Genomic DNA, 13806 nt, shown 5'->3' on the forward strand with positions numbered 1-13806 from the left:
TTTATTAACTATTGAGGACTTGCGGAGGCGCTCTGGTACTTGCGAGAAGGTAGAAAGGTTGTGGTAAAAGGCGAGAATATAAAGCTTGAAAGCGGTCTTCACTGCTACTTTGCCATGCTAACAGTAGCCAAGTAGACATATGACTACCTAGTTTGTTTTCAAAAGCATGAGCATTTGCGCATGCGAGTGATAAGCGGCTTTCGTCGGCGTCTGCGGGGGCCTGTATTTCAACAATTTTGCCAAAATCAAAATATTGCTGTGCAGAAATCCATTTAGTCTCATTACCAGTGCAAATGACCAACACATCTGCGTCGCTTTGCGCATTAAGCGTGCGCAAATTATGCCCCGAGACGATGTTAGAAAACATGCCTTGTAGGACAAACAGCAAACAGCAGAATTTAATCAGTGAGGCATGCATGTGCGTAAAAATAATGATCTAAAACGGTAAATGAATGGTGTTATTAAAGGCTAATGCGGCATTAAAAGCAAGCGCTTAGATCGAGTCCCAATCAAAATTTTGCATATATTCAAAGGCTTGCTCAGCAGGCACGGGCCTACTAAAGTAATAGCCTTGTAGCACATCACAACTGTTTTCTTGTAGAAAGCTAGCCTGCCATTTTGTTTCAACGCCCTCGGCCACAAAGCGAAGACCTAAATCATGGGTTAAAGAAATGGATGCTTTACAAATCTTCAGACTATCTTGGTCATTTTCTAAATTATCAATAAACGACTTATCGAGTTTTAAAGTTTGAATAGGTAGCATTTTTAAATACGACAGTGATGAATAACCTGTACCAAAGTCATCAATAGCAAGCTCAAATCCCAATTCGCGCAATTTGTTGAGGGTTTTAATGGAATGATCAGGATTTTCCATGGCTATGGATTCTGTGATCTCAAGCTCAATCATCGAGGGGTCAATATCATAAATGAGCAACGCACCTTTTATATCGCTAATAAACTGTTTATTTTCTATTTGCTTGGCAGATAGATTTATCGCTAACTTTACTGGCACATCTACCAAAGACTTCCATTTCTTTTGTTGAGCAAATGCGGTTTTGATGACCCATGATCCCACTTCATAAATCAGTCCGCGCTCCTCGGCAATTGGAATAAATTTGTCGGGCGAAATAAAGCCCATGGTAGGGTGATTCCATCTAAGCAGCGCTTCTACCCCAAACACTCTCTCTTGTGATAAATATACTTGCGGCTGATAGAACAGCTGCAGGTTGTCTTGCGCAAGCGCGATGCGTAATTCTTGCTCAATTTTGTTCTTTTCATCAACAATTTGATTAAGCTCTTTGGTAAAGTAGCTGTATCTTCTGCGACCATTCTGTTTAACGTGATACATCGCCGCGTCGGCATTGCTAATGAGTTCACTGGTGGTCGTTCCGTCATTTGGGTAAAGTGAAATGCCGATACTAGGAGTTGATTTAAGCTCTTGGCCTTCAATTAAATACGGTAAGCTAAGCACTTCAATAATGCTCTCGGCGGTCAAACTACTAAATGTCGAGTCTTTCGTATCAGTCAGTACCACTAAAAACTCATCCCCGCCAATACGCGCGAGATAATCGCTTTTGCGTCTGCAAATGCCCTGTAAGCGATGGGCGACTTGCTGTAAGAGCGCATCGCCAAACTTGTGGCCATGATCGTCATTAATACGCTTAAAACGGTCCATGTCCACAAATAGAACAGATACTTGGGTCTTGTTGCGCTGAGCGGTGCTAATAGCTTGCTCTAAAATAGCATCAATACTGTAGCGATTCGCGAGCCCTGTTAGTGAGTCGTGGTGTGCGAGCTCGTATATTTTTTGTTCATTTTGTTTTTGTTTGGTGATGTCTTGGCAGTTGTATAGTAAGTGAGCGACTTTGTTATCATTGTCTAAGACTGGAGAAATACTAATGGACAATTGGTATTCGAATCCATCTGGGGCAATGCCAGTAATTTGGCTTTTCCATGTGAGTTTCTCGTTGATGACAAGACGCACTCCCTCTTTTACTTCGCCCTTGATATTCAAGCCTAAACTCGGAATGCTTTGCCCAATGACGTCTGCTTTCTTCAAGCCACTGATGTCAATAAATGCTTGGTTAACGTATTCTAAAACCCCAGCCACATCTGAAATCAAGACGATAATAGGGCTTTGCTCAACGGCTAAGGTCAGAATTTCAAGGTCGCGTATCGCCTTAAGGAGCTTTTGATTAGCATGATAGAGCTCATGACTTTTTTCTTCTAAGATAAACTCAGAGGCTCGCCGCGCGGATTTTTCGCGTTCGACTCTGCGCTCTAAAAAGGCAATTTTTTTTGCGTCGTCTTCAGTCATAATCGACCTAGTTATTGAGCAAGCAAATGAAATCGCACGTGCTCTTTACCGACAACATGCTCTACATTTATCGTGATGTTTTCTTGATAATGTCTGATAACACCGGTCATCAATCCATGGGCCAAATCAGATAGGCCTCTACTAGAGCGATACTCCATGATTAAACAACTAGCATCGCTATCATCAAAACTAAACGAGGGAAGGTCTGCATCGGGATACAGCTTTTTCACCTCAACGTGAATATGATTATCGAGGGTTTTCATAAAGTCGAAGGTGTTGTTAGTCGCGTCAAAGAACGAGGTAAACAAAACTGAAAATCGAACGGCAAGATGCTCGCCAAAAGCAAACACTAATTGCTCCACCGGTGTGTTGGTTTTATCTGAAAGCGCTTGTGCCATCTGTATCAGTTCGCCATGATCATAGGTGCCTACTGCAGTGTAAGCGCCGCCAGATGTTAAGTCACACTCTGTGATGATTTCGTCGAGCATTTCTGGAGAAAAGCGAGTTTCCACCATTTCATTAAACTCAGTAAATACGATACCTTTCATGACAACCTTTAAAGTATTTTGGCTACAAATTTGTTTAGTTTGCGAGCCTCGTTAAATGACTCACGTTATACCGTGGTGGAGGATAACGTATTTTCAAGTGAATAAAGTCGTTTGACGTTGCCCATACGTATACATTATGACGGATACGTATTTATATCTATTCACCCTTTAACGTTGTTATCGACACATTGACGAAAAAGAAGATCGTAGTTATGCCAAACAAGGTTAATCCTAAAAAGTTGCTTCACAGTAAATGGACAGCGGTAAGGCCCATTAATAAACAAAAGCATTTTGTTATTGTATCGGTTGAGTACGACGAAGAGCAGGTAGTGGTAGATTGCCAAATTCAAGCCATCATGAGCAAAGAGGAACGGTTTTTAGATTGGCATGATTTAAAGGACGACAGCGTGTGGCGACAAGGGTGGCATTAAAATAATCGTCAAAGGAAAAATGAGCGGCCTTGCGTGTTGCAATCAAAGCACGCAAGAGCAGAGCAGTGAGGGCAGCGTTTGGCTGGGTTGCCAAACATTTGCCCTCTACACATATCAAAACATCTTACTTTTTGAGCGTGTCGGCAATCGCTTTTGCCAGAACTTCAACGTTGGTTTTATTGATACCCGCAATATTGATGCGGCTTGAGTCAACAAAATAGACGCTATGCTCACTTCTAAGGCGCTGCACAATTTCAGGCGCAATGCACAAAAATGAAAACATACCTTTTTGTTGGTTTATAAAGCTGAAATCTTTATGCACACCTTGTTTGTGAAGGTTCGTCACAAGCAGTTCACGTAAGGTGATCATGCGCTCACGCATATCTGATACTTCACCACGCCATGTGTGAGTAAGTGAAGGGTTGCTCAAAATAATATCAACTAAGGCACCACCGTAAGATGGCGGCATGGAGTATATGCCTCTAGCAACAGATTGTATTTGCGATTGAGTGATTTTGCTCACTGTCGCATTTTGACTCACAATCGCCGCGAGACCAACGCGCTCACGATATAGGCCAAAGTTCTTACTGCATGACGCCGCTATGACCATTTCATCAACGCTATTTGCAAGCAACCGCAGCCCATAAGCGTCTTCTTCGATACCGTCACCAAAGCCTTGATAGGCGACATCAACAAACGGTAAAAAGCCGGTGTTTACGGCTAGTTCAGCAACCGCTTGCCACTGTTCTTTGCTTAAATCAGCTCCGGTTGGGTTGTGGCAACAACCGTGTAATAACACGACATCGCCTTTTTTTACTTTTGCCAAGCAGTCCATCATTTCGTCGAATTTGATACTGGCGGTGTCTTTATCGAAATACGGATAGGTTTTTAGTGTTAATCCTGCATCGCCCAATAAGGGAATATGATTTGCCCAAGTAGGGTCGCTCACCCATACCACTGTGTCTTCATTACAGCGCATGAGTAGCTCAGCTAATATACGCAGCGCGCCACATCCGCCGGGTGCTTGCACCGCGGCTACGCGAGTATCGCCTAATACTTGGCTATGTTCACCAAACATAAGAGAGAGCATGCCGTCTATGAAACCCTGATGCCCTTGCGGCGTGATATAAACTTTAGAAGTCTCGCGCTCTTGCAATAACACTTGTGCTTGGCTAACGGCCTTTAAAATCGGCGTATTACCATACTCATCTTTATAAACACCAACACCTAGGTCAATTTTTTTTGGGTTACTATCTTCTTTATACGCAGCAGATAAGCCTAGAATTGGGTCGGGGGGAAGGGCAGGTAGCGTTTCAAACACAGATGATATTCCTCTAATTTTTTGACAAGTAGTGTGCAATGTTTACGGCGCGAATAGCGCCGAATGCATGAGTTCGTATTATGCCCTATTTGTGTGAAATATCGAATAAATTTCACCATAAACGAACGCCATACGTCTATTGTCTTAGGTCTTAATCAAGACTAAAGTGATAGCTTTGCTGGCCAACGACGACTGCGTTTTTATCAAAGCTTCTTTCTTGCCAAAAAATTTGACGGTACTTGTCGAGCAACAATACGGTGCTAGAGCGGGTTCCGTAGTCATCTGACTGTATAAATATAGAAGAAAGCCTGCGTTCCCACTCGATGGGTACGCCTGTTTGCGGCAAGACTTCATCGTTTGCTTGGGTATCGTTACCTAACAGATTAAACAAATGCTCTATATTGAATACACCACCTTGCTGACAATACTTTGCGAGTTCACTTCGCCCTAAATCTAGTTTTGGCCATGGACTGTTTAAACTCGCATTTGAGAGCCCATACACGCCATCGGTTAGGTTGTAAGTAGAGTCTTCATAATTATTATATACCTGTAACGAATCTAAATTTCCAAACAGCAGGTTGTAGCCATTATAGTTGTTTGCATGCTTAGATAAGTGGCGCAGGTAGTCTTGTTGGGTGTAGTCTTGGCTCAAATAGTTTATGACTAATTCGCCGCGACTGATGGCGTTACTACGCTCTTTTTCTGGTGCGCGAATATTGGTTAATGCAGATAATTTGCCTGATTGCGAGATGCCCATCCAGCTACCGCCTGCGACGAGATCTTTTCCCGCTAATATGTCTGGATGTGATGGCCAAAAATGTGAGTGCTGAGTTGCACGAGCATGAAACTCGTCACGATTGGCGGCAACAATAAGCGGATAATTGGGATGTTGATTAACGGCGATAAATAGAATGCACATCGAGAAATACGGTAAATAAACCAATAATTTAAAAGCTGGCTATACAATAGAGCTTAGTTTCGCTAACATCAATTAAATTCTGTGATTGTCCGCAGTAAGCGCATTTCCATCTCAAATACAAAAAGTAAACATAACCGTGAAAAAATCCACTAGCAACACGCAACTGGTTCATGCTGACCGACTGCTTAACCGTCCACAACATGGCGCGGTGCACGAAGCGACCAACAATTCTGTTTTGTTTGAGTTTGAAGACGTTGCCCAATTAGAGTCTGTTTTTCAGGGTAAAGAAGCAGGGCATGTGTACTCGCGCAGCTCATCAGGCTCAGCTGTTGCTTTGCAAAATATGCTCTGTGCGTTAGAAGATGGAGTAGGTGCAGTAGCCTTTGCTACAGGCATGGCAGGCATTAGTGGTGTGCTTTTTTCGCTACTCAAAGCTGGCGATCACATCATTGTTAGTCAGTTTTTATTTGGCAATACCAGAAGCTTTATGGAAACCTTGCAGCAGTTTGGGATTCAAATTTCTTTCGTTGACGTAAGCTACGCGCAATGCGTACAAGACGCCATAAACGAAAACACCACCCTAGTATTCTGTGAGTCTATTGCCAACCCTGGTACGCAAGTCAGTGATATCGAAGGTATCGTTAAGTTATGTACGGAACATGATTTACTATTTATCTTAGATAACACGATGACACCCGCGACGATGCTTAATGCAAAAGCGCTTAATGTATCGATGATAGTTACCTCATTAACCAAATACATCGGTGGTCATGGCAACGTATTAGGTGGGGCAGCTGTAGATTTAGGAAATTATAACTGGGAAAATTTCAGTAATATCTCTGATAAGTATAAAGTGGCAGATACCTCTCAATGGGGGTTGACGCAAATTCGCAAGCGCGGGTTACGAGATATGGGTGCGACATTGGCTCCTGCCTCGGCGCACCAAATTTCAGTAGGCCTTGAAACCCTTAATTTACGCTTAGATAAAACCTGTATAAACGCCATGGCAATCGCTAAATTCCTAGACACGCATGCGAGTGTGGCGAAAGTGTTTTATCCAGGCATGCCTGAGCATCCGCAACATGCTCGAGCGAAGGCCTTATTTAATGGTCAATTTGGTGGCATCCTCAGTTTTGAACTGAACAATAATATAGATATGCGTAAGTTTTTAAACGCACTTCAATTAGTGATTTGTGCAACCCACCTAGGCGATACTCGCACGCTTGCTCTTCCGGTTGCGACTACTATCTTCTATGAAAATGGCCCTGAGCAACGGGAGGTAATGGGAATTGGAGATAGTATGATTCGTATGAGTATCGGAATAGAAGATGCGCAAGACGTGATTGACGATATCGCTCAAGCCTTAGCGGTGTGTTCTGAGCGCTAAGCAAATAAAACCTTTCTAAAAAATCGTAAATATTTTGCATATTATTGCAATATACATCGACTTTGTTGATGTTTACTCTGTGTTACTACATTACTACCACCACAGAGATACATTTATGAAACAAGTATTAGTTGTTAATAGCAGTCTTCAAGGTAAAGCCGGAAATAGTCACAAAGCGAGCGACGCGTACCTTGCGGCATTGTCCAATAAACAAGAGATTGAAGTCACCAATATTGACCTAAATGAACTGCTATTGCCGCACTTAAGTGGCGCTGAAATGGCTGCGTGGGGCATCCCTAGCGAGCAGCGCACCGAAGAGCAAGCACAATTAGCAAGTTGGTCAGAAACCTTTATTGCACAAATACAGCGTGCGGATGAAATTATCTTCGCCGTTCCCATGTATAACTTTGGTATGCCTTCAGCACTTAAAGCTTTTTTTGACCGAGTGGTTAGAGCAGGCGTGACCTTTCGATACACTGAAAATGGTCCAGAAGGTTTATTAAAAGGAAAGCAGGCTACTGTTATTGCTGCGAGGGGCGGAAAGTATGTTGGTACGGATATGGATACTCAAACGCCGTACATTAAAAATTTGTTAGGATTCATAGGGCTGGTTGATGCAAAATTCTTTTATTTAGAAGGACTTGCGATGGGTGAGGCGTCTGCGAATGAGGCGTGGAAAAATTTTGAAGAAAATATTGTGAACCATTTACAGTAGTTGAACACTAATAAGTAACAATAGTTAGTAAGCTCATTACTGATTATTAGTGTGTTCCTAGTTGAGTGTGTTGATAGCCCCGCGAAAGCGGGGCTTTTTTTGCTTAACGCAAACGCAGTAATACGTTAGTTACCGGCAATGGCCTTGTTAATATCCGCTAAGAAGTCTTCATCATCAGGACGAGTACGCGATCCGTAATGCGCGATGTTACCGTTCTTATCCATCAAATATTTATTGAAATTCCACTTTGGCGACTTACCCGTTTCTTCAGCCAGCTTTGCGTAAAGTGGGTCAGCACTGTCGCCTCTCACCGAAATAGGCTCGAACATTGGGAAGTTAACCCCGTAGGTTAGTTCACATACTTCTGCTGTTTTACTTTCGTCTGCGTATTCTTGTGCAAAATCATTGGAAGGAAAGCCTAATATTACAAAGCCTTCGTCTTTGTGTTCTGTGTAAAGTGCCTCTAGGCCCTCAAATTGCGGTGTAAAACCACACTTACTGGCGGTGTTTACAAATAATACGGCTTTACCAGAGTAAGCTTCACACAAATTCACGACTTCTTGTGAATTAAGCTTACGTTTCATGTGTTTAAGTACATCTGGGCACTCATTGGCACTGACGAGTGTTGAGCTTAGCAGCAGTGCTGCCCCTGTTAATAACGTTTTCATGGGTATCCTTTTACAACAAATGATGAAATTACCCTCATTTGTATTGATGATGATTTTATTTAGATCACAACCGTGTAAACTATGCGGTGTAATCATTTATAGCAAGTTATTTACCTTTACATAACAAAAAATAAGACTCTATATGAATAAAACTAAACTCAGTATGACTTTAATTGCGGCTGCCTTTGTGAGCGGTTGTGTTGCAACAGCAGCAGATAGTAATACCGTTAGTGCGAGCCCTTCGTCCAACTTCAATACTACCACCATGACGCAACAAACTGCGAATGCAGCTCCTCAGCAGGCGCAAAGCGTTGAGCTAACTATGGAACAGATCATGTCTGATCCTGATTGGTTGGGCCGTCAGCCACAGGACGCGTTTTTCTCGCCAGACGGTAAATCGATGATGTATTACCGCAAGCGTGAGGGCTCTGTTATCCGAGACCTTTATGCAACAGGTATTGGGCAGGGTAATGGTGATAAAGTTCCACTAGCTAGCTTACATGAAATGTCGTTTGACGAAAAAATTGACGACAAAGATCATGATTTCATTGCATGGATTTATGAGGGCGACGTATTTGCGAAAATGCGTGGTGCTGGCGCTACGATTCAACTCACACGTGATGCTGCCATAGCACGAAACTTAAGCTACTTTCAAGAAACCGGCATATCATATCAAGTTGGCAACGCATTTTATGCCATAGACGTAAAAACTGGGCGTTATCAACAGCTACTATCGTGGGCCTTTGCAGATAAACCCCAAGCGGTAAAACCACCTAAAGACTATATCGCACAAGAACAGCTTAAACTTATTCAGTATGAAAATGTGCAGCGCAAAAATCGCCAAGACACAGAAGATATGCGCAACGCGATAAAAAGTGCCAACGCTGCGGTCATGTCATCGGAGTTTTATTTAGATAAAAATTATCAAAATGTATTGGCAAGCATTTCCCCGTCGGGCAATCATGCCATTGTGGTGACTCGCGATAATGTAGAAACGCGTTCAGACACCGACATCATGCCTGATTATATTGAAGAAGATGGTCGTATTGCGGCAAAACCAGTTCGTCAGCGTGTAGCCGATGCAAAACCTGTGAATCACTATGTTTATTTACTGGACTTGCAAAACGGCACTCAGCGTAAAATCAGCTACGTAAACCTGCCGGGATACAACGAAGACGTCTTAGAAGATGTAAAACGTGAAAATGCTGAAAGACGCGGTGAGACCTACACGGCAAACCGTTTACCCCGTGATATTGGCTTACTATTTGATTGGTACAACACTGGCATGCCAATACGCTGGCACGACAACGGCACAGATGTCGCGTTAATGCTTGAAGCGTGGGATAACAAAGACCGCTGGCTTGTGACCCTTGATGTCGCTGAGGATACTTCTTTTACCACGCAGCACAGATTGCACGACGATGCTTGGATTAACTATCGCTTCAATCAGTTTGGATGGTTAGAAGACAGCGAAACTCTCTATTATCTGTCTGAAGAGTCAGGTTACGCTCACCTGTATGTAAAACCTTTAGAAGGCGAAGCCCGTCAAATCACATCGGGAACCTACCTTGTTGATAACGTGCGTATCTCAGGAGATGATAATCACGCTTATTATAAAGCTAACAAAAAGCACCCTGGTATTTACGAGATTTATCGTACCAATTTAACCACCGGTGAAAGTGTTGCCTTGACCAACTTAAATGGTATGACCGATTTTGTAGTGAGTCCTAATGAAGATGCACTGCTGTTAACGCACAGCAAACTCACGATGCCACCAGAGCTTTATACACTGGAACTTACCGCAGATGCGCAAGCGCAAAAGCTGAGCAGTACGGTAAGTGATGCTTACTTGTCTATTGACTGGCAGGCACCGTCGATTGTTGCGATACCCTCTAGTCACACCGAGCAACCGATTTACTCTCGCGTATATCTACCTACCGACAACAGCACTGAAAAACGCAGAGCCGTTGTGTTTAACCATGGTGCGGGCTATTTGCAAAACGCACATATGGGATGGTCAGGTTACTTCCGCGAGTATATGTACCATAACCTGCTTGTGTCTCAAGGTTATGTAGTACTTGATATGGATTTTAGAGCCTCTGCGGGTTACGGGCGCGATTGGCGTACCGCCATTTATCGTCAAATGGGCACGCCAGAAATACAAGACTTAAAAGACGGGGTGGATTGGATTGTTGAAAATGCTAACGTTGACCGTGGACGCATTGGCACCTATGGCGGCTCCTACGGAGGGTTCTTAACCTTTATGGCATTGTTTAACGAGCCAGAGCTGTTCCAAGCAGGCGCTGCGCTTCGTCCAGTATCTGATTGGGCACACTACAACACGCCTTACACATCAAACATTTTGAACACGCCCGATGTCGACCCTATTGCCTACGAGCGCAGTTCACCCATTTACTTTGCAGAAGGTTTAAATAAGCCGCTGCTTATGAATGCACCTATGGTAGATGATAATGTGTTTTTTGTGGATGTTGTGCGCCTCGTACAGCGCCTCATTGAGCTTGAAAAAGAGGATTTTGAAACCGCAATTTATCCAGTGGAGCCTCACGGCTTTGTGCAGCCAAGCTCTTGGTTGGATGAATATAGACGGATTCATAAGCTTTTTGAGACGCATCTATAAAAGTAAGCGTTTGATTGAGTATTCGTGATTGAAAAGGCCTGTTTTGACAGCAAGTCGGTTACTTAATTTGTGCTAAGGCGAGTTTTTGAACTCGCCTTATTTTTTGTGCGCTAATCAGGTAGTTGATTTAGACAATCATCATCATCAAAATCACACAATATACCCAAAGTTGTAATTTCACTCTTTAACACTGGCCTCTCAAGTAAATCAGATACGAAGTCAGTCATCAAATCCTGACTTAATAGGGCAACCATTTCCAAATGATTTAACTCTCCGTAAATATTTACATCAACATTATCATTTGGAATAGCGTTAAAAGCGGAATACTCAACAACCCTATCTTCATAAGATGCATAGATAAATGTGGGTGAAGTTACCCTATTCAGTTTTGCTATTAAATCAGTATCTTTTGATGTTGTTCCTGACTCCTCATAAACAATTTGAATTGCATCCTCAAGCGTATCTTGGGAGATAAACGTCGCGTATATTTTATCTCTATACAGAATGTCGTAAATCGCTTTAGCTGAATAGTCAAAGTCGGTCATTGGCGCGACTAAATAGAGTTTGGCATTGTCAATTTGTTTCTCAACCTCAATCGCTGCTAATGCGCCCATTGAAAATCCAATAAGGTGCACCTTTGCAGGGTTTAATCTTTGAATTTCAGCAACGATAGGAGGGGCGTAATCTAGACCAAATTTAAACGTCTCTGTGTTTTCAGCACTAGGTAGAACGATGACTTCTGCGCCCGTCATGCGTTGTAACCATAATTGATGTATATATAAGACTTCAGTGGGTTGGCTATATCCAGTAAAGAGCAATATCAAATGGTTCGCAAGTGGTTTGGCGGTTTCTACGCCGTCACTTTTGGTTTCGTAGCGCCAGATTTTATGATTATCATTGATATGAAACCTAAATTTTAGACTATAATCACCTTCGGCAGACTCACCTAAACCTATTGCTTTAACACAGTAATTGTTTGTATCACACAATTGTTGCACAATAGCCCAGTCTGAGATATTGCCCTCTACGTTAGATTTTTTGGGACTTGTCATTTGATTGGCGATAAATGAAGCGCAACCGCTCAAGCTAATGAATAACAGCCCTATAGTAAATCCTTTTACAATCATTATTACTTTTCCTCTAAAACTCTCGATGCAATACAATATCATGGATTTCTTATTATTAACCAGTGAGTTGCAATGTCTTAAATCACTTTTCAAAATATACAATACTCTCTAATCTGATTGGTCTCTTTGCCAAACCAAGTCTCATAGCTGCTGTTGTCCCATCTTTTGCCTTTAAACAATAATTGTAAAAGAGCCGCACAATCTCCATGACCTTCAAATATGAATAAGGGTCATAGGCACTGTACCCATGCCATTTGCGGCGCTCGCTTGATGCTACAGACTTACTCCGCTCAAGAAGACTTACTCGGCGTCTAACGAACATGAAAAACCTATCTATTGCGGCAAGAGAAGAAGGTTTATATAGCTCAGATTGCTCTTGAATGGATAGGTGCGTTATCGGTGTTAACGCGGCCACTAATTTCTCTGGTTCAGGCATTGTAAAATGGGGATGTCTAAGCCACATTTGCTTACTAAAGGGGATAAGTTTTGCCTGAGGTATATTTTGTCGAAGCATGCTAATAATTGTATTGTATCTTTCCGTACCAGTAGCTGATCTGAATGATTTGCCAGCGATGACTCTAAATGCTTTATAAAAATCTTTTACGATTTCTTTTTTTTCATCAACGGTCAATCCTGTCCTGTTTTTGACATAAAATGCATGAGCTGAACCATTTGACACACGCTCTTTATTGGCAAGCATAAATGCATTTCTTATTCCGGCTTCTCTATCAAGCGAGTAATGCACTTGTTTCACATTTCCCAAAAGCCTTGCTACTAATAAGAAGTGCGCATACATGGTGTACTCACTGTGAACCAAAGCACCTTTATCGGGGAGTTTTGTAGTACCGTCTAATATCTCGGCTTGTTCAAATGAACTATTTTCAAGCTTAGATAGGCCTTTTATATGCTCGTGAGTCGACATGCTAAGCTCTTCATTATGATAACGTTGTAACCATAGACGTGCATGAGGTTGAAGGTGTGGCGGCGTAATTTTAGGGTTTACTGCGCTGGCATCAATTTCAGCTGCCGTTCTATCTATTAATGGATCGTAATTAAAGTGGACGCCAAAAACATACCCACTGATATTGTCGGCGCTGCCTATCGCCCATAATTCAATGTTTCTTTTATCTTTACGAACACTCCAAGAGCTAATATGTACCTGCCTATCAGTACAAATATCGACTTTTTGAGCATAGGAAGTTTTTAATAATCGAATTTCTCGCTCTCTAGCGAATGCTAAACTTTGCTCATAAAGCCAGTTTAACTTATCAAAGTAGGTTTTTGACGAAATGTCCAATATCTCGCAAAACTGACATAAGGTGATTATTACATTCGGTATTTGGGCAAGTGTATAAGGGTTCATGCAAATATGAGGATATACGGGACTCCTCCTCTAGAATACCTACATTAGATTTGATAGGAGTGATCTCGCGACACACTCTGCATTGGAGATTAGGTTCATTTCTGCCTGAACCCGATATTTTATAAAATGGGTTAGATCCTTTTCTTAAGCTGTATTCTACTGGATTGTAATCATGCGGATCGATACAGAAGTTTGCACAAGCAGGATTCTTGCATCCGTTTACCTGTAGGCCCTTTAACGCCTTTGGTATCGTCTCCGAAATCCTTGCGTAAGATTTTTTTTGTAATTCCAAAATAAAGCCCCGCACTGTAATTATATACAGTATGGGGCTTCCAATAAATTAACTCAAGCTATGAGCACAAATTAAGTAAC

Annotated in this window: 12 protein-coding genes; 4 read left to right on the plus strand and 8 right to left on the minus strand. The window is 42.2% G+C overall.

Annotated features, from left to right (window positions below; all coding sequences use genetic code 11):
* Window positions 1-4: 4 nt before the first annotated feature.
* The 3 genes from KJ365_RS01280 to KJ365_RS01290 all read right to left on the minus strand — a co-directional run bounded on the left by KJ365_RS01280 (window position 5) and on the right by KJ365_RS01290 (window position 2865).
* Window positions 5-367, minus strand: a complete 363-nt coding sequence (locus KJ365_RS01280) for a hypothetical protein (protein WP_214449801.1) — start codon at window positions 365-367, stop codon at window positions 5-7.
* Window positions 368-493: 126 nt separating this feature from the next.
* Window positions 494-2317, minus strand: a complete 1824-nt coding sequence (locus KJ365_RS01285) for a putative bifunctional diguanylate cyclase/phosphodiesterase (RefSeq protein ID WP_214449802.1) — start codon at window positions 2315-2317, stop codon at window positions 494-496.
* Between the two features lie 11 nt (window positions 2318-2328).
* Entirely contained in the window at window positions 2329-2865 is a 537-nt protein-coding gene (locus KJ365_RS01290; RefSeq protein WP_214449803.1) for a heme NO-binding domain-containing protein, read from the minus strand.
* Window positions 2866-3077: 212 nt separating this feature from the next.
* Between KJ365_RS01290 and KJ365_RS01295 the strand changes: the two genes are divergently transcribed.
* Window positions 3078-3296: a TIGR02450 family Trp-rich protein gene (locus KJ365_RS01295; protein WP_214449804.1), complete on the plus strand. Its 219-nt coding sequence runs from the start codon at window positions 3078-3080 to the stop codon at window positions 3294-3296.
* Window positions 3297-3420: 124 nt separating this feature from the next.
* On the opposite strand, the gene KJ365_RS01300 is transcribed toward KJ365_RS01295, so the two are convergent.
* Together KJ365_RS01300 and KJ365_RS01305 are read right to left on the minus strand one after the other, a co-directional pair.
* Window positions 3421-4617, minus strand: coding sequence for an amino acid aminotransferase (locus KJ365_RS01300; protein ID WP_214449805.1), 1197 nt, complete (start codon window positions 4615-4617; stop codon window positions 3421-3423).
* Between the two features lie 151 nt (window positions 4618-4768).
* Complete coding sequence (locus KJ365_RS01305; protein WP_214449806.1) at window positions 4769-5536, minus strand: NRDE family protein; 768 nt, start codon at window positions 5534-5536, stop codon at window positions 4769-4771.
* Between the two features lie 136 nt (window positions 5537-5672).
* Between KJ365_RS01305 and KJ365_RS01310 the strand changes: the two genes are divergently transcribed.
* Both KJ365_RS01310 and KJ365_RS01315 read left to right on the plus strand, forming a co-directional pair.
* Window positions 5673-6923, plus strand: a complete 1251-nt coding sequence (locus tag KJ365_RS01310; RefSeq protein ID WP_214449807.1) for a cystathionine gamma-synthase family protein — start codon at window positions 5673-5675, stop codon at window positions 6921-6923.
* Between the two features lie 115 nt (window positions 6924-7038).
* Entirely contained in the window at window positions 7039-7638 is a 600-nt protein-coding gene (locus KJ365_RS01315) for an FMN-dependent NADH-azoreductase (RefSeq protein ID WP_214449808.1), read from the plus strand.
* A gap of 125 nt (window positions 7639-7763) precedes the next feature.
* On the opposite strand, the gene KJ365_RS01320 is transcribed toward KJ365_RS01315, so the two are convergent.
* The gene (locus KJ365_RS01320) at window positions 7764-8306 is read right to left on the minus strand and encodes a glutathione peroxidase (protein ID WP_214449809.1); all 543 of its coding nucleotides are present in this window, start codon (window positions 8304-8306) and stop codon (window positions 7764-7766) included.
* 142 nt (window positions 8307-8448) lie between these two features.
* Between KJ365_RS01320 and KJ365_RS01325 the strand changes: the two genes are divergently transcribed.
* Complete coding sequence (locus tag KJ365_RS01325; RefSeq protein ID WP_250883968.1) at window positions 8449-10944, plus strand: S9 family peptidase; 2496 nt, start codon at window positions 8449-8451, stop codon at window positions 10942-10944.
* Between the two features lie 110 nt (window positions 10945-11054).
* Here KJ365_RS01325 and KJ365_RS01330 read toward each other — a convergent pair whose 3' ends face one another.
* Both KJ365_RS01330 and KJ365_RS01335 read right to left on the minus strand, forming a co-directional pair.
* Entirely contained in the window at window positions 11055-12071 is a 1017-nt protein-coding gene (locus KJ365_RS01330; RefSeq protein ID WP_214449810.1) for a hypothetical protein, read from the minus strand.
* A gap of 82 nt (window positions 12072-12153) precedes the next feature.
* The gene (locus KJ365_RS01335; protein ID WP_214449811.1) at window positions 12154-13368 is read right to left on the minus strand and encodes a hypothetical protein; all 1215 of its coding nucleotides are present in this window, start codon (window positions 13366-13368) and stop codon (window positions 12154-12156) included.
* Window positions 13369-13806: the final 438 nt, after the last annotated feature.

The organism is Glaciecola sp. XM2 (assembly GCF_018595715.1).
Classification (GTDB): domain Bacteria; phylum Pseudomonadota; class Gammaproteobacteria; order Enterobacterales; family Alteromonadaceae; genus Glaciecola.